The following is a 16,600-nucleotide window of genomic DNA, read 5'->3' as shown; positions in this document are numbered from 1 at the left end:
GTGGAGTGACGAACGGTCCGCCGGTTACGAGGACGATGAGCGATGCTCGACTATCGATCCACGAACCGAACCGATTCGACGCCCAACAGTTCCTCCGTCGGAGAACGTCGTCGCCGCGAACAGTAGGCCGAGCCAACAGCTGCGGTCGCCCGGGGCGGCCGAGGTAAGGTCATCGAACGACGACAGACAGGGCGACCGACACGCCTGAACACTCCTTATAACAAAGCGTCAATCGGGTCACCTCCACGACAGCAGGCTTCTCGCAATCATGAGCGGATCTTCCCCCACGTCACAGCGAGCGTTCGTACTCGGCCTCGACGGCGTACCGTGGCGATTGATCGAGCGGTGGAGCGACGAGGGCGAACTGCCCAACTTCGCGAAACTCCGCGAAGAAGGAGCCTCCGGCCCGCTCGAGAGCACGACGCCACCGACGACACCGCTCGCGTGGCCGTCGATCGCGACCGGCGTCTGGCCGGACAAACACGGGATCTACGGCTTCCAGAACCTCTCTTCGGAATACTCCCACGAGATGTACACCAGCCACGACGTGAAGCAGCCGCCGCTGTGGGAGCAGATCTCGCCGGCCCACATCGGCAACGTCCCGATGACCTACCCGGCGCGTGAGATCGACGGCACGATGGTGACCGGGATGATGACGCCGTCGACCGAGCGGGAGTTCACCCACCCGCCGGAGCTCAAAGACGAGATCGACCGCCGGATCCCCGACTACGAGATCAGTCTCGAATACCCCGAATACGCGGATCGGCTGGACGACTTCGAGACCGCCGTCTCGGAGATGCTCGCGGACCGGCGCGAACTGATGCGCCTGCAGATGGACAACGCCGGCGACGACTGGCGGCTGTTCTTCTTCGTCTACACGGCCCCCGACCGGTTCCAGCACCTCATCTGGGACATGGACCGGCTGCTCGAGCACTACCGGTCGCTCGACGACGTTCTCGGCGAGGTGATGTCGTACACGGACCGCCACGACGCCGACCTCTACGTGGTCTCGGACCACGGGTTCGGGGAGATCGAACAGCTTGTCTACGTCAACCACATCCTCGAGCGGGAGGGGTACCTCTTCAGGCGCGAGGACGAGGGAACCCGGGGGGCGCTCGCGAGCCTCGGCATCTCCCGGGACCGCATCCGGGACGCGCTCCAGCGGGTCGGTATCTCCGAGGAGGTGCTCGTCTCGAAGCTCCCGCGGCGACTGCTGGATACGGTCGCCGAGCAGATCCCCGGCGATCACGCCCTCTACGACGTCGACTACGAGCGGACGGTGGCGTTCGTCCACGACGCCGGCAACTGCTACATCAACGACACCGCACGGTTCGACAACGGCGTCGTCGATCCGGAGGACGTCACGGAAATAAAGACGGAGCTAGCGGCGGTGTTCGAGTCGGTTACCGATAGCGAGGGCCGCCAACTGCTCCAGGTCTACGACGGCGAGGAGCTGTTCCCCACCGACGAGTCGTCGCCGGATCTGATCGTCAACGGGATCGACGGCTACGAGTCGCGAAACGCGATCGCCGACGAGCCCTTCGGCGACACCGGAACCTACGCCGCGAGCCACCGCAGCACGGGGATCGTCCTCTGTCGCGGCCCATCGATCGACGCGGGGGCGACCTTGCGCGGCGCACGCGTCGTCGACGTCGCGCCGACGCTGCTACACGGGATCGGCGAACCGGTCCCGAAGAACGCCGACGGCAGGGTGCTGTTCGACGCCTTCGACGAGGAGGCGACGCCGGCCACCACGAAGGTCAGGCGGTCCGACGTCTCGCGGCTCGAGACCGACGACGACGTCGACGAGGACTTCGACGACGTCGAGGATCGGTTGAAGGGCCTGGGGTATATGGAGTAGTGGGGTAGCGGGGTAGCCGGGAGGACAGCCGACCCGTCGGTCCCGGCTTTACTCGAGCGTTTTCGCAAGCACGAGTTCTACACTGGTCGCGAGCGTGGGCGTCGTATGGTCGACGACGACCTCGAACTCGAGCGCGACCTCGGCGAGGCGACGATCGTGTACGAGGATCCCGACGAGGGGACGGTCCGGAAGACGGTCCCGAACGAGCACGTCGCGTACTTCCAGGACCACTGGATCATCAAGACCGACGAGGACGAGGAGGGCAACGACATCGTGCGACGGATCCCCTCGAAGCGGGTCCACTACGTCGAACGATCGGTCGAACGGTTCGAAGAGGAGGTGGAGACGCTGGTCGACCAGGTCCAGTCGTTCGCATCGGAACTCCGGACCAAGATCCCGGTCGGCGGGGACGACGAGGAAGGGACCGAACGCAGCGGGGAGACCGAACCGCTCGAGATCGACATCGACGAGGGCGAACCCGGCGGCGGAACCGGAGACGCGAACCGACCCGGCGGCACGGACCGGGACGAGTGATACGGGTCACTGTCCGTCAGTTCCGGGGCACCCGCCGCACGGGTCGCGGTTGCGCCGGTCCATCGGGACAGGGATTCGTATGAAATGATGGATCCGACTGCGGTCACTGCGAGCGGACGCGATCCAGTCCCGACTGGATCGATTTCCAGGTCGGATAGGCCACGTTGTAGACGCTCGCGGGCGTGTTCCGCGCGCCCGCACGAAGAAGCCGGTGGGAGAGCGGCGACTCCGCCTCCGAGACGAGCGCCTCGAGATCCGTCTCGACCAGCCACTCGAAGAAGCGGCGTTCGGCCGGAGATTCCGGGTCCGTCTCGCGGGCTCGCTCCCGGATGTCCGCCCACATATACCGCTCGTCCTGGCCGAGTTCCCATTCGCCGCGTTCCATGGCTCGCCGGATCTCGTCGTACTCCTCGTGGGAGAACGGGTACCCGTGTGCGGTCGGATCGAGCCCGGACAGCCGGAGACCGACGGCCGTCCGGTAGCATTTCTCGCACTCGCCGCAGTTGCCGTCCATCCGCCGGTTGCAGGTCTGAAGCTCGAGAGTAGGGGCCTCGGCCTCGACGTAGTCGGCGATGACGTCGACCCGCTCCTGGCGGGTGAGTTCGTAGCCGTCGTGGTGACACCGGGTGCTGGCCCACCGGACGCGGTCGTCGATTGCCGGGCACGAGCCCCACTCGAGGTCGATGCCCTCCCAGTGGGTCGCGGCGACGTACACGTCCTCCACGCCGCGGACGTACGCCATCGGAGCGCACAGCCCCAGCAGGCCGAGGCCGTGACCGACGGAACTGTACCAGGCCCCGTCGACGCGGTGTCTGTAGTGGGCAAGCAGCATGGCGTGGTCCAGCGCCTCGAGGGCGTTCGTCTCGAGGAAGGCGGTGTCGAGGTCCCGCTCCGCGGCGAACGACGAGACGCGCTCCTGGAGGTCGGCCCAGTCGCCGTCGTCCTCGGGATCGGGCGTGATCGTCCACCCGCGGATGCTCGCGAGGATCGGCTCCTCGTCGCGGTGGCGAACGTACGAGCACGTCGAGTCGACGCCGCCGGTAAACAGCAGGGCGCTCTCGCCGCCGTCGCCGTCGGGATCGGGGTCGGAGTCGGGGTCGGCGTCGATCGTCCGGCGGGCGTAGAGGTCCCCGCCCTCCATGAACTCGTACATCGACTCGAGGACCCCCTGGACGTCTTCCAGTGCGTGGGCGAAGGTCTCGTCGACCTCGTCGACGTAGACGTCCGCGCCGTTCGCCCAGGCGACGGGACAGACGTTCGCGAGTACCGGAATAGCGAGGACGCCGTCTGGGACGTCCTCGATCGGGCGGTCGTAGGTGACTTCGAATGGCTCCCCCGTGAAGAACCGTTCCACCCGCCCCCGCGGGCGCACGTCGCACTCGAGACTCCTGCCATCGGCGGTGATATCGTCGATAACGATCGCTGACATGCTGAAAGCCGTTGCTCCGAGACATCACGACCGTCGTCAAAAACTATCGGTATCGTTGATCCGTCGTCGCAGCCGAAACGTCTCCGTAGCGACGACGCCGTTCGGATAGGATCGGCGTACACGGTCGAGAGGGCTGGATCGTGATCGAAGCCGTCGTCGCCGACCACTCGAGTCCCCGATCCGGGTTCCGTCCTGCGATCGGTCGGTCCTCGGGGGGATCGTCCGCTCGTCGAGCGTCGCCTGTACGCTGCCGAAACGAGCAGTCCCGTTCTCCCCCGGGAACGCCCCGAGAACCGCCGATACCGTGCTCGAGCGGTATGAGCCGTATAACAAACTCCGGTATCGGTGAGGGGTTTCCAAGAGATGCGTTTCGACGTGACGCGAACCGAACGCGAGACGGAGGGGAGACCGAACCGATGAGACGAACGATACTCGAGGGCGTGTTCGCGGGCGGATTCGTCGCCGTCGCGGCCGGCGTTCTCTTCGCGCGCGAGAACCCGGCGACGGGGTACGAGTCGTCCGTCTACGCGGGCACGCCGTCCGCGACGTGGGCCGCGTTCGCGCTGGCGCTTGCGATCGCCGTCGGCACCGCTATCGTCTGTCGCGGCTGGTACCAGGGGGTCGGGATCGGCCTGGGCACGCTGACCGTCACCGCCATCGTGAGCCTCCCGGTGATCCGGAACTACCGGTACGCCGGGATGGGTGACGCGATGACCCACCTGGGCTGGACACGGGACATCGTCGGCGGCAAACTCGAGCCCCACGAACTGTTTTACCCGGCCGTCCACTCGATCGGGTCGGTGCTGGGCGAGGTCGGCGGCATCCCGGTCGAACGGGCGTTGCTGATCACGATGGTCGTCCTGTTCGTTCCCTTCCTGGTGTTCGTTCCGCTGGTCGTTCGGAACGTTAGCGGGAGCGCTGCGGCGATCGGGTTCGGCGCGATCGTCTCCTGGATGGTACTGCCGGTCAACAACGTCGCGACGCACATGGGCGTGCACACGAACTCGAACGCACTGTTTTTCGTCCCGGTGGTCGTCTTCGCGGTCGTCGCGTACCTCCGGCGGCGGGCGGTCATCGAGCGACTACCGCTCGGTCTCTCGCCGTTCAGCGTGCTTATCTTCCTGAGCGGCGTCGCGCTCCTCCTGATCCACCCCCAGCAGATGGTCAACGTCGTCGTCCTCGTCGGCGCGATCGCGCTCGTCCAGTTCCTCGCACGCCGCCGGTACGACGACCACCCGATGCTCGAGCACCCGACCGCGTACGCACACGCGGCGGTCCTCGGACTCGTGTTCCTCGCCTGGTCGGCCTCGAACGAACGGTTCAGGGACGCGATCTCGAGCGTCGTCTACGGACTCTTCGCGGCGGACGTAGGGGCCGGAACCGAGGTCGGCCAGCGCGAGGCGTCGCTGGCCGAGATCGGCGGCAGCATCGGCGAACTGTTCGTGGCACTGTTCCTCGACGCTGCGATCATCGGCCTCATCGTCGGGCTGTTCGTTCTGGCGATGTGGCTGGGCCGGACGAAGGTCGAACGGGAGACGGCCGCGTTCGTCACCTACCTCGCGCTCGCGTTGATTCCGCTCGGCGGGATCCTGGCGCTGTACTTCGTCGGCACCCCGACGATGGCGTTCCGCCAGATCGGCTTCATCTACGTCGTGTTGACGATCCTCGCCGGCGTCGCCGTCGCCCACCTCGCCGGCGGCCTCGGGCGGTTCGTGACTCGCCCGGGGGCGAACGCCATCGTCGCGCTCGCTCTCGGTGCGTGTCTCATGCTGGGACTGCTGACGGTCTTCACCTCGCCGCTTATCTACGACCCCGGTCAGCACGTGACCGACCAGCAGTTCAGCGGCTACGAATCGAGCTTCGAGCACGCCGCCGAGGACCGACCTCATGCCGGCCTCGGTTACGATCCCTACCGGTACGACCACGGCCTCTACGGCCTCGAGCGTGAAGACGTGCTCAGCGGCGCGACGATCGAGACGGGCGAGGTCGACCCCGACCGGTTCGGAGCGGGTAACTACAGCGGGGCCTACCACGGCGTCGACTACTACCTGACCGTCACGGAGTACGATCTCACTCGCGAGGTCGACGTCTACCAGGAACTCTACTACAGTGAGTCGTCGCTCGCCGAACTCGAGTCCAGCCCCGAAGCGGACAAGGTGATTTCGAACGGCGAGTTCTCGATGTACGCGGTCGACGGCACGGAGTAACACGCTGTTTCGTCGATCGGTTCGTGCCGCGCTCGGCCGCGCTCCTTCAACCACGCTTCGCGACCGCCCGAGTCCGACAGTAATCGACTACTGTTCGCTTCCTCGAGCGTGACTCTGCGGCCGGCTGACTCGTTTCCCGGGCAGCGCCGACTCCGAGCCCATCTCGAAAAACGGCTATAGAACGACTCTGACCGGAGTAATAGACTTTTTATCCGGAAAACATCCCGTTGTGACGGCCGTTTCGGCCCGGCTTTCGTTCGTATCTTCGTGAACGAAGTAGAGTAGATTGTGTCCAGAACAATATCGTTACAAAGTATTTGCGTAAATTTAATCGATGGCTCTAAAGAAAAGTTTATGGGCGTAAGTCGGAGTTACCCAAGTGTATGGCGCAGCATCCCCGAACGTCCGAGACGGACGAAACTTCGATTGCAGACCGTAACAACGGATTAACCCGCCGAAGCTACGTGCGCTCGCTCGCTGCGGTCGCGACTGCGGCGACCTCCGTCGGCGCGGCCGCCACTGCGGCCGCCGACGGAGACGACTACGAGGTCATCGAGGCCTCGGGCCAGACGATCACCATCGACTCCGGTGAGACCTGGGAGAACAAGCTGATCGACATGACGACCGGCCAGGACGTGGTCATCACGGCACACGGCACCGACTGGACGATCCGGAACGTCGGCTTCAAGGGGGAAAACACGTCCGGCACCGGATCGGCCACGTTCGGTATCTCCGACACCGACCCGAGCGGCTCGAGCACCATCGAGAACGTCTACCTCGGTGACGGCTCCGACAGCCGGAACGCGAGCTCGAGCGGTCACGGCCAGACCGCGTTCTGGGTCGACCCCGACCACGCCGGCCACATCGACTTCGAGAACGTCAACATCCAGGGGTTCGCGGACAACGCGATCTACGGCTCGGCCCCCGGCACCGGCGCGGGCGGGACGATCCACATCGACAGTAGCTTCGCCGCGAACTGTTACGTCTCTCACTTCCGTCTCGCGACGGAGGGGAGCAAGGTGACGAACTCGAGCGTCTACGTCGACGACGAGGGCTACGCCGGCCGCGGTATCTGGGCGTGGGCCCCCGGCACGATCGAGGTCGAGAACTGTCAGATCGAGATGAACGGGCAGAACACGGCCATCGACGCCGGCGCGAACGGCAAAGCGACCGACGTGGTCGTCAAAGACACCGACTACGACGATGCCGCAGGGATCAGCGAACACGCCGGCTCGAACGTCCGGCTAGGGGACGACGTCGGCACGGACCCCGAGCCGTTCATTCCCGAGGGCGTCCCGCGCAGTCCGGAAGAAGCCGCCGCCGGCGACTGATCGACGGACCTCGCTGACGCAGCTCTCCGTGGTGGGATTGCTGCACCCCTTCCTCCGTTTCGGTCTCCGTCTCGGTACCCGTCGACACGACGTCGCCCCGGTTCCCGCCGACGCTTTCGGTCGAGTCGTTCTTTTTCGCGATTCCCACTCGAGCGCTGTCCACGATCGTTCGTTCACCCGATCGCGTTCCTGCAGTCGAGGATGCATCGCAGTCCACCCGTCCGACGCCGTCGGATACGGACGGTTCGAGTCGGTAAGACGGTTTTACCCGACAACGACGTGGAACGTATATTCACGAAACGGGCCGCGACTTGGGTAATACTAGTTTACTTCCGGCAACGGCACCCGATTCGTCGCCGTTGTGACCGGCGACGAAAAGTAAAAATTCTATGAACGAACAGTGTGTACTGTATTACAGTCAGTAAATTTTAGTCCTAGATAAAGAGAAAGTTTATGCCGGTAGTTTCCAATTACTGGATACATGGCACGCGAACCTTCGGTACCGGACGACGAATCGCTCGGGGACGATGACGACGGGACGGCGGCAAACGACGGTAATACCGGATTACTGGATCGGCGGTCGTACGTCAAACTGGCCGGCGTGACGGGTGCGGCCGCCGCGGTAACCCTTCCGGGAGCCGTCACCGCCGACGAGGAAGACGAGGGATACGAAGAGATCACCGCCCGTGGGCAGGTCATCAGGATCGGCCGCGGGGAGACGTTCGAGAACAAACTCATCGATCTCACGACCGGCGACAGCGTCCTGTTGCTCGTCGAGGGCGGCGACTCCGTCATCCGGAACGTCGGATTCGAGGGGCTTCACCGCGGCGACGAGTTCATGATCTCGATCAACGCGCCCGGCGGCGACGTCCTCGTCGAGAACGTTTACCTCGGCGACGGCTCGACCAAGGAGGGCGAAAGCTTCGTCCACGGCCCCGGCGCCGTCTTCTACCACAAGCAGGCCGGTTGCGACGTGACCTTCCGACACTGTAACGTCCAGGGGTGGCCGAACAACGGCTTCTACTGTTCGAACACCGCCTCCGGCGGCTCGGTCCGGTTCGAGAACTGCTACGGGAAGAACAACGGCGTCTCCACGTTCCGGGTCGCCGGCGGAAACGACGCTGTCGTGAACTGCGTCGCCTACAACGACGGCACCGACTACGGCCCCGGCTGGGGCGGCTACACCGAGGACGCCGGTCGCCCGCTGTGGGTCTGGCCCGGCGGAACGGTCGAGGTCCGAGACTCGGAGTTCGCCGCGGGATCGTACCCCTACGCGGCCGTCATGCGCAACAGCGGATCCGCACGGATGACCGGCGGCGCGATCAAGGGACAGGTTCAGGGCAGCGGCCTCCGACGCTCCGACGTCTCGAGTGCACCGGACCTCTCGCTGCCGGAGGGCGTTCCGACGTCGGCCCGCGAGGCCGCGGCGGGCGGGTCCGACTCGAGTGTCGAGCGGAGTGACGACGGCCTCCCGCACGTCCTGCTGTTCGACGGCGACGAGTCCGACGTTTCGCGATACGAGTTCGTCGTCGACGGCGAGGTCGAACCCGCGACCCACGATGGCGCGACGATCGACGAGGAAACCGAGATCGAGGACGATACCGTCTACGGGGTCGTCGCCGACTGGAAGGACGCGTTCCGCTTCGACGGCGACATCGAGACGCTGACGGTCGACGGCCCGGCGACGGTCCTGCTCGACGGCGAGGAGGTCGACCCCGACGAGTTCGGCGAGGAACTGCCCCACACCCTTACGGTCGAGGGGCAGGGCGAGCCGACGAGCTACGAGATCACGGTCGACGGAACGATCGAGTTCGACGGCGACGAGGACCCCGACGACGAGGCGACGACGGTGTCGGGATCGACGGTCCAGAGCTCCGTGACTGACGCGAGCCAGTCGTTCCGGTTCTCGGGGACAGTGACTGACGTGGCGATCATCGAGGGTGAGGCCGTCGTCACCATCGACGGCGAGGAGATCGATCCCGACGAGTACGGCGACGACGAACTGCTACCCCACGCGATCCTCATCGACGGGACCGACGCGGAGGAGCCGACGACGTACTCCTTCGAGGTCTCCGGGAAGATCGTCGAGGCGAGCTTTTGCGATCTCACGATCGACGACGAGCGCGTCTACGAGGACGGCGTCGTCCGCGGCGCGGTCGGCGACGACCGCGACGCGTACTGGTTCGACGGCGGCTTCGAAGACTTCAGGCTGCTGGGCGATGCGTCGGTCGACGTCCAGTTCAACGCCCGCAACCAGTAGCCGGGCGCTGGTCCTCCAGACACCTCGATACCGCTACGGCGCGTACTCGAGTTCGGCTCGATCTGAGATCGCGGCTGGAGTCCCCCAGTCGCGACTACGTAGTCGGTGTCGCGTAGGAAAGTGGCTCCCGCGCCTGGAACAGCAAGCTGGCACGCGAACTGCTCCGGTACTGGATGACGGTCGCCGGGAGCCACTCGACAATACGCGGGGCACGACTAAAAGTCCTTCCTGAATTTTCCCGCGAGGCGGGGAGTCGGAAGTCGGGGACGTGATCGGAAATAACAGTGGCCACGAACACCGGAAACGGGAGAGACGAGGGCGGACTCGTCGCCCTTTCCTGTAATACGAGGCCGTGAGACGCCGGAAAGGCCACAGCGAGAACTGGGATGGGACGATGGGACGATGGGACGAACGATCGACGCTCGAGACTCGTGACCCGAACTCGAGTTCGATTTCCGGGACTCGAGGCGAGATTCGGGGCGGAGGACACGGAACGCGGAGCACGAAGGATCCGCGGGTCGGCGACGTCACTCGATTCGGTCCAGTTTGCCGTCGACGGTTCGCTCCTGTTTTCGGTTGGCCACGGCATGGGTGATCGAGAGGCCACAGAGCGCAACGAGGATGGCTCCGGCGAGTCCGATCGTCGGGATGGCGGAAAGCACCGGTGCCCCGAGGAACGCGCCCCCGACCAGGACCGCGCCGATCGCGCTCAACGCGCCGTACCATCGGTCCCACCGATCCTGTTGATGCGACTCCGTATCCAGGTACATCATGAGGAGATCGGCGTTGTCCGACAGCGAGATCAGGCCCCGATCCTGATCGTACTCGACGATTCCGGCGTCGTCCATCTTGGGCAAGTGGGTCTGGTAGAGGGCGACGTAGACGCGCTTTCGCTGGTCGGAACTGAGCGCGTTGACGTCCGTATCGTTCTCCCAGGCCGCGATCTGCTCGGCGAGTTCGCCGAGGGTCACGGTCTCCTCGGCCTCGAGCAGGTAGGCGAGCACTTCCCGTCGGCGACGGTTCTTGAGGAGTTCGAAAATGACGTCCTTCGAGAGTCGTTCGTCGTCCTCTCCGTCACCGACGGACGAGGCGAGTTCGTCGGGCAAAGAGGTATCGATCGACGACATTATCGGGGCCCTCCGGCGGCCGGACCCGGGGACAACGTCCGGCTTCGCCACCGCGTGCGGTCGAGAACGTCGCCGCGGTTCCGGCCCGGCAACGACCGCTGTACGTCCAAACGGCGATTCGCAGTCACGATTGACACACCAAGTTGTACACCAACGAAGATACTCTTAAGCACGGTCACGTTTCGCAACGGCTGCAAAGCCGGTACGGAGCGGCTTCGATCCCCGTGACTCGAGGCGGGTCGCGGGCGGCGCGTACGGCGATCCGACCGGCCAGACCCGGGACGACGGTATCGACCGATTTGGGGAGCGTATCCGGGGCGTACTTCGGGTCGGACCGGCGGCCGCCGCCGGGCCCTCGAGGCTCGGGGAGTGGGTCGGCAACGGGGCACTAGTCGAACGTTTGGCTCCAACGACATAAATTCGCGCCACGGTTCTGTATCGAAAGCGACATTTACGGGGTGAACGTCCGATTTACGGAGCTGGCGCCGTGGAACGATCGATACGATTCATGTCACGGCGTGGCATCCGAAGGGATGGGCCGAAGCGACCGGCGCACTCGCTTCGCCCGGAGACGACCGATGGGACACGGCGTCGGCGCGGGTTTCGAACGGTTCCGAACTGGCGGCGTCGGAACCCGTGCCGATTATTTTCTCTCTCAGGTAGCGTGCCGGTAAGTCGGGCTTTCCCACGAAACCATGTTACCCCCTTACAATGCCTGCAGGCTTTCAGAGCGATACGGATGACACAGCCCATCATCGACCACGCGAGAAGCGAACATAGCAAGCAGGAACCCGAACGGGAGACGGAGCTGTGTCCCGAATGTGAGACCGACACCATCGTGCACGATCCGGACCGCAGCGAGCGCGTCTGCGAGCAGTGCGGGCTCGTCCTCACGGAGGATCCCATCGATTACGGCCCGGAATGGCGCGCATTCAACGCCCAGGAGCACGACGAACTGTCGCGCGTGGGCGCACCGCTGACCCAGTCGATGCACGACCGCGGGCTGACGACGACGATCGACTGGCGAAACAAGGACGCGAACGGCCGCTCGATGTCCGCCGAAAAACACGGACAGATCCACCGGCTCCGGGTCTGGCAGGAGCGCATCCGAACGAAAAACGCCGGCGAGCGAAACCTCAAGTACGCCCTCTCGGAGATCGACCGCATGGTCAGCGCGCTCGGCGTCCCGACCCCGGTCAAGGAAACTGCAAGCGTCATCTACCGGCGCGCCCTCGAGCAGGACCTCATCCGCGGACGGTCGATCGAAGGCGTCGCCACCAGCGCGCTCTACACCGCCTGCCGCAAGGAGGACATCCCCCGCAGCCTCGAGGAGGTAACGGCTGTCTCGAGGGTCGACCAGCGCGAGATCGGGCGCACCTATCGCTACATCGCCGACGAACTCGACATCAACCTCGAGCCGACCAACCCACGCCAGTTCGTGCCCCGGTTCTGTTCGGAACTGGACGTCGGCAAGGATGTCGAGACGAAAGCCGTCGAAATCATCGAACAGACCACCGAGCAAGGGCTGCACTCGGGCAAGTCGCCAACTGGCTTCGCCGCGGCGGCGATCTACGCGGCCGGACTACTCTGTGACGAGACGATCCCGCAGCGTGCGGTCGCGGAGACGGCACAGACGACCGTCGTCACGGTCAGGAACAGGTACCGGGAACAGCTGGACGCGATCGACCAGGCGCCGGCTACATGATCGACCGGTCGTCCGCCGAGTACACGTCCTCGTCGACCAGCGCGTGAAGATTGTCGTACGGGACGAACGCCACGAGCTGATCCGTCTCGTCGTAGAGTTCGAACCCCTTCTCGCCCTGCTCGTACCGGTCACAGAGGATCTGTCCTTCGGGAAGGATGGCGCGGTACATACGCACGGGTACGTCGGCCTCCCGCATATACTGTTCGCCGGGAGTGAGACGCGGCCGTCCGCGTCAGCCCTCGACCGTGAAGGCCTCGAGCTGTCCGTTCAACTCCGCGGCCGTCCGTGACAGCGACTCCGCCGCGCCGGCGATCTCCGAGACCGTCGCCGTCTGTTCCTCGGCGGCTGCCGCGACGCTGCTGGTCTCCTGAAGGGTCCGTTCGCTCTGTTCGGTCGCCTCGTCGACCATCGTCACGACGCCCTGGCTCGTCCGGGCCTGCTCGTCGGTCGCCTCGTTGATCGACTGCACGCCGTCGTTTGCCTCCTGCACCCGGTCGGCGATCTCCTCGAGCACCTCGAGGCTCTCCTCGATCGTCTCGGCGCCGTCGGCGACTTCGCGTTGCATCGTCTGAATCTCCTCGACCGCCTCCTGGGCCGACGCCTGGACGTCGGTTACCATCTCGTCGATTTCGCCGGTCGCGTCGCCGGTCTCCTCCGCGAGGGACTTGATCTCGCTGGCGACGACTGCGAACCGGCTCCCGTCGCCGGTCGCACGGGCGGCCTCGATCGAGGCGTTGACCGCGAGCAGGTTCGTCTCCTCGGCGATCTCGTCGATCAGGGTGACGACCTCCGTGACCGCGGTGAGTTCCTCGTCGAGGGCCTCGATCCGCTCGACGATCGCCTCGGTCCGTCGCTCGAGGCGATCGAGCTCCTCGATGGCGGCGCTGGCCGTTTCGCGGCCGGTGCGGGCACTGTCGGCGGCCTCCTCGGAGACGTCCGCGACCCCGTCGGCCGTCGACGCGATCTCCTCGATCGTCGCCGAGAGGTCGCTCATCTCGTCGAGCACCTCCTCGAAGCGGTCGTTCTGCTCGTCGGTCGCGACCGAGATCTCCTCGGCGGACTCGCTGACCTCCGCGCTCGCGTTCTCCATCTCGGCGACGCTCGTCGAGACCTCCGTCCCGACCTGGTCGACCTCGTCGGCCATCGTCTGGATCCGGTCGAGCGTGGCCGAGACGTCGTCGAGCATCGCGTTCAACCCGTCGGCGATCTCGACCATCGCCTCGTGGTCGCTCTCGACGTCGACGCGGTGGGTGAAATCGCCCTCGGCACACCGCTCGAGGACGTCCCGGCACCGCTCGGCGTCGGCCTCGAGGGCGGCGTTGCGCTGTTCGACCTCCCGGCGCTGCTGTTCGATCTCCTCCCGGCTCGCCTCGAGTTCGTCGATCCGTTCCTCGAGCCCGGTTCGCATCCGCTCGAGGGAGTCACCGAACTCCCCGGGGACCTCCTCCTCGAGGACGTCGGCGTCGAACTCCTCGCGGGCGAGGGCGTCGGCCTGGTCGCCGACGGTGGTCAGGTACGCGTGCATCGAGACGACGGACCGTTGCAGGTCGCCGACCTCGTCCTCCTGGTCGGGTGTCGGCGGGTGGGTATCAAGGTGGCCGTTCGCGATGTCGTCCGCGACGGTCTGGATCTCCTGGATCGGTCGGATGATGTCCTCCCGGGCGATCAGCATCGTGTTGACGAACGCGACTACGGCGAGGAGGAACACGACGCCGGTGAGCACGATCTGTGCGGTCGGGAACACGGAGAAGGCTTCGCCCGGTCCGAGGAAAACGACCGGAAGCGCGAAGACCGCGATCGTTCCGAGAAACTGCAGGACGACCGCCGCGATCATCTTCCGTTCGGCGCTTTCCGTGATCTCCAGGCGATCCATCATCCCCCAGAGGATCGCCTCGTACCGGCCGCGGAGACCTCCCCCTCCGTCGGTGGCGTCGACTCGCTCGGTCGAAACAGTTGACATACCCAAGTAATCCGATGAACGACACTTAAGCGCGCTGGCTGTTTCCACTCGGTCGGAACGGGGCGGATGGCCCTGGCAACCGAGCGACGCCGGCCGACTCCCGGCGGTCGGTCCCCGAGCGAAATGGGTTTACCCACACCGCCGTTACGGCCCGCCAGTGACCGACGAACGATCCTCGTCCGCCGACGCCGGTAGCGACGCCCGGGACGACCCCGCCAGCACCGACTCGTCCGACGAACCCGGCGCAGACGTCGAATCGTCCGGAGACGAGACCGACGCCTCGCGGCTCTCGCTCGACCGCTTCCACGAGGCCTGTCAACAGGTGGGACGACCAGTCCTGACCGCCGACGCCGTCGCCCGCAGCCTCGAGCGGTCCCAGGAAGCGGTCAGCGAAGACCTCGAGGCCCTCGCCGAGGCGGGTTCGGTCCAGCGGCTCTCCGTCTCGAACGACCCCGTCGTCTGGTACCCCTCGGAACTCGAGGATCTGACCGAGGAGGAACGGGTCGTCGTCTTCCCCAAGCGCCGCGAGATCGTCGTCGACAGGCCGACGCAGTTCACGCGTGCACAACTGTCCCAGTTCGCCCACCTCGCCGACGGGAACGGCGAGGAGGGCTACCGCTACGTCGTGCGGCCGGAGGACGTCTGGCAGGCACCCCACGACGAGTTCGAGGCCCTCGCCCGGACGATGCGCCAGGCGCTCGGCCAGCGCTCGGAGGAACTCGAGGAGTGGGTCCGCAGCCAGTGGGAGCGGGCCCGCCAGTTCCGGCTGTACACCCACGAGGACGGCTACACCGTGCTCGAGGCCCAGACCCCAGAGGTCATGGGCAACGTCGCCCGCCAGAAGTTAGACGAGGAACACGTCCACGCGCCCATCTCGGACACGGAAGACTGGGTTCGGGAGGGGGCCGAAGCAGCGATCAAACGGATCCTCTACGAGGCGGGCTATCCCGTTCAGGACCACCGCGACCTGGACGCCGGCGACGCGCTCGAGGTGGACCTCGAGGTCTCGCTGCGTGACTACCAGCGGACCTGGGTCGACCGGTTCGCCGAGGCCGGCGAGGGCGTCTTCGTCGGACCGCCGGGCAGCGGCAAGACCGTCGCCGCGATGGGCGCGATGGCCGAGGTCGGCGGCGAGACGCTCGTCCTGGTACCGAGTCGGGACCTCGCGCGCCAGTGGGCCGACGCCGTCGTCGAGTACACCAGCCTCGGCCCCCACCAGGTTGGCCAGTACCACGGCGGACAGAAGAACGTCCGCCCGGTGACGATCGCGACCTATCAGATCGCCGGGATGGACCGGCACCGCTCGCTGTTCGACGACCGCGAGTGGGGGCTCGTGATCTTCGACGAGTGCCAGCACGTCCCCTCGGACGTCTACCGGCGCAGCACCCACCTCCAGTCCCAGCACCGTCTCGGGTTGAGCGCGAGTCCGATCCGCGAGGACGACCGCCAGACAGAGATCTTCACGCTGGTCGGCCCGCCGATCGGTACCGACTGGCAGGCGCTGTTCGATGCCGGCTTCGTCGCGGAACCCGAACTCGAGATCCGGTACGTGCCGTGGGGCGACGACGAGCAGCGAAACGCCTACGCCTCGGCGGAGGGCCAGGAGAAGTACCGCATCGCGGCCCGTAACCGCGGGAAGGTAGACGAGGTGCGGTTCCTGCTACGGGACCACCACGACGCGAAGGCGCTGGTGTTCGTCGACTACTTAGCGCAGGGTCGCGAACTCGCCGAGGCCCTCGACGCTCCCTTCCTCAGCGGCGAAACCCCGCACCACGAGCGCCGGCGGTTGCTCGACGAGTTCCGTCGGAACGAGCGCGACCTGCTGATCGTTTCCCGGGTCGGCGACGAGGGGATCGATCTCCCGACCGCGGACCTGGCGATCGTCGCCTCGGGGCTTGGGGGGTCGCGGCGACAGGGTACCCAGCGGGCGGGCCGGACGATGCGTCCCGCGGGCGGCGCGCTCGTCTACGTGCTCGCGACCCGCGGCAGCCGCGAGGAGGAGTTCGCGCGACGGCAGTTACAGCACCTGGGTCGGAAGGGGATGACGGTCCGCGAGCGGACCGTGGATCGAGAACCGGACGGGGAGGAGGCCGACTCGAGCGAAGCGACCTGACCGGACGCCGTCGGCCTCCAGGTACGGAACCGTCGCGTCGCTTCGCCGACCGCTCGAGCCCCGGGCTCGAGGC

Annotated in this window: 11 protein-coding genes; 7 read left to right on the top strand and 4 right to left on the bottom strand. The window is 66.0% G+C overall.

Features of this window, described 5'->3' with window-relative positions:
- The first annotated feature begins 268 nt into the window (after positions 1-268).
- Positions 269-1,861, top strand: coding sequence for an alkaline phosphatase family protein (locus CHINAEXTREME_RS16515; RefSeq protein WP_029601717.1), 1,593 nt, complete (start codon positions 269-271; stop codon positions 1,859-1,861).
- Between the two features lie 105 nt (positions 1,862-1,966).
- Complete coding sequence (locus tag CHINAEXTREME_RS16510) at positions 1,967-2,395, top strand: hypothetical protein (RefSeq protein WP_007142927.1); 429 nt, start codon at positions 1,967-1,969, stop codon at positions 2,393-2,395.
- Between the two features lie 103 nt (positions 2,396-2,498).
- On the opposite strand, the gene CHINAEXTREME_RS16505 is transcribed toward CHINAEXTREME_RS16510, so the two are convergent.
- Positions 2,499-3,824, bottom strand: a complete 1,326-nt coding sequence (locus CHINAEXTREME_RS16505) for a hypothetical protein (protein ID WP_010546825.1) — start codon at positions 3,822-3,824, stop codon at positions 2,499-2,501.
- A gap of 416 nt (positions 3,825-4,240) precedes the next feature.
- Here CHINAEXTREME_RS16505 and CHINAEXTREME_RS16500 point away from each other — a divergent pair, with 416 nt between their 5' ends.
- From CHINAEXTREME_RS16500 to CHINAEXTREME_RS16490, 3 genes are all read left to right on the top strand, one after another.
- Positions 4,241-6,031, top strand: a complete 1,791-nt coding sequence (locus CHINAEXTREME_RS16500; protein WP_007142925.1) for a hypothetical protein — start codon at positions 4,241-4,243, stop codon at positions 6,029-6,031.
- A gap of 383 nt (positions 6,032-6,414) precedes the next feature.
- Complete coding sequence (locus CHINAEXTREME_RS16495) at positions 6,415-7,362, top strand: hypothetical protein (protein ID WP_029601716.1); 948 nt, start codon at positions 6,415-6,417, stop codon at positions 7,360-7,362.
- Positions 7,363-7,843: 481 nt separating this feature from the next.
- Entirely contained in the window at positions 7,844-9,622 is a 1,779-nt protein-coding gene (locus CHINAEXTREME_RS16490) for a hypothetical protein (RefSeq protein ID WP_007142923.1), read from the top strand.
- A gap of 527 nt (positions 9,623-10,149) precedes the next feature.
- Here the strand turns inward: CHINAEXTREME_RS16490 and CHINAEXTREME_RS16485 are convergent.
- The gene (locus CHINAEXTREME_RS16485) at positions 10,150-10,749 is read right to left on the bottom strand and encodes a DUF7344 domain-containing protein (protein WP_010546824.1); all 600 of its coding nucleotides are present in this window, start codon (positions 10,747-10,749) and stop codon (positions 10,150-10,152) included.
- Between the two features lie 739 nt (positions 10,750-11,488).
- Here CHINAEXTREME_RS16485 and CHINAEXTREME_RS16480 point away from each other — a divergent pair.
- The gene (locus CHINAEXTREME_RS16480; protein WP_007142921.1) at positions 11,489-12,454 is read left to right on the top strand and encodes a transcription initiation factor IIB; all 966 of its coding nucleotides are present in this window, start codon (positions 11,489-11,491) and stop codon (positions 12,452-12,454) included.
- Here the strand turns inward: CHINAEXTREME_RS16480 and CHINAEXTREME_RS21930 are convergent.
- The gene (locus CHINAEXTREME_RS21930; protein WP_007142920.1) at positions 12,447-12,623 is read right to left on the bottom strand and encodes a hypothetical protein; all 177 of its coding nucleotides are present in this window, start codon (positions 12,621-12,623) and stop codon (positions 12,447-12,449) included. The genes CHINAEXTREME_RS16480 and CHINAEXTREME_RS21930 overlap by 8 nt on opposite strands.
- A gap of 63 nt (positions 12,624-12,686) precedes the next feature.
- A complete protein-coding gene (locus tag CHINAEXTREME_RS16475; protein ID WP_007142919.1) occupies positions 12,687-14,414 on the bottom strand; it encodes a methyl-accepting chemotaxis protein in 1,728 nt (575 codons plus the stop codon).
- Between the two features lie 157 nt (positions 14,415-14,571).
- Here CHINAEXTREME_RS16475 and CHINAEXTREME_RS16470 point away from each other — a divergent pair, with 157 nt between their 5' ends.
- On the top strand, positions 14,572-16,527 hold the full coding sequence (locus CHINAEXTREME_RS16470; protein WP_007142918.1) for a DEAD/DEAH box helicase: 1,956 nt from the start codon (positions 14,572-14,574) through the stop codon (positions 16,525-16,527).
- Positions 16,528-16,600 lie beyond the last annotated feature (73 nt).

The sequence above is a fragment of the Halobiforma lacisalsi AJ5 genome (assembly GCF_000226975.2).
GTDB lineage: Archaea > Halobacteriota > Halobacteria > Halobacteriales > Natrialbaceae > Natronobacterium > Natronobacterium lacisalsi.
The sequence above is the reverse complement of the archived record's forward strand: the minus strand, read 5'-3'. Positions and strand labels throughout refer to the sequence as shown.

Excerpts from the sequence above, each read along its gene's own strand:
- CHINAEXTREME_RS16515 (WP_029601717.1), top strand. The coding sequence starts at position 269 with ATGAGCGGATCTTCCCCCACGTCACAGCGAGCGTTCGTACTCGGCCTC.
- CHINAEXTREME_RS16510 (WP_007142927.1), top strand. The coding sequence starts at position 1,967 with ATGGTCGACGACGACCTCGAACTCGAGCGCGACCTCGGCGAGGCGACG.
- CHINAEXTREME_RS16505 (WP_010546825.1), bottom strand. The coding sequence starts at position 3,824 with ATGTCAGCGATCGTTATCGACGATATCACCGCCGATGGCAGGAGTCTC.
- CHINAEXTREME_RS16500 (WP_007142925.1), top strand. The coding sequence starts at position 4,241 with ATGAGACGAACGATACTCGAGGGCGTGTTCGCGGGCGGATTCGTCGCC.
- CHINAEXTREME_RS16495 (WP_029601716.1), top strand. The coding sequence starts at position 6,415 with ATGGCGCAGCATCCCCGAACGTCCGAGACGGACGAAACTTCGATTGCA.
- CHINAEXTREME_RS16490 (WP_007142923.1), top strand. The coding sequence starts at position 7,844 with ATGGCACGCGAACCTTCGGTACCGGACGACGAATCGCTCGGGGACGAT.
- CHINAEXTREME_RS16485 (WP_010546824.1), bottom strand. The coding sequence starts at position 10,749 with ATGTCGTCGATCGATACCTCTTTGCCCGACGAACTCGCCTCGTCCGTC.
- CHINAEXTREME_RS16480 (WP_007142921.1), top strand. The coding sequence starts at position 11,489 with ATGACACAGCCCATCATCGACCACGCGAGAAGCGAACATAGCAAGCAG.
- CHINAEXTREME_RS21930 (WP_007142920.1), bottom strand. The coding sequence starts at position 12,623 with ATGTACCGCGCCATCCTTCCCGAAGGACAGATCCTCTGTGACCGGTAC.
- CHINAEXTREME_RS16475 (WP_007142919.1), bottom strand. The coding sequence starts at position 14,414 with ATGTCAACTGTTTCGACCGAGCGAGTCGACGCCACCGACGGAGGGGGA.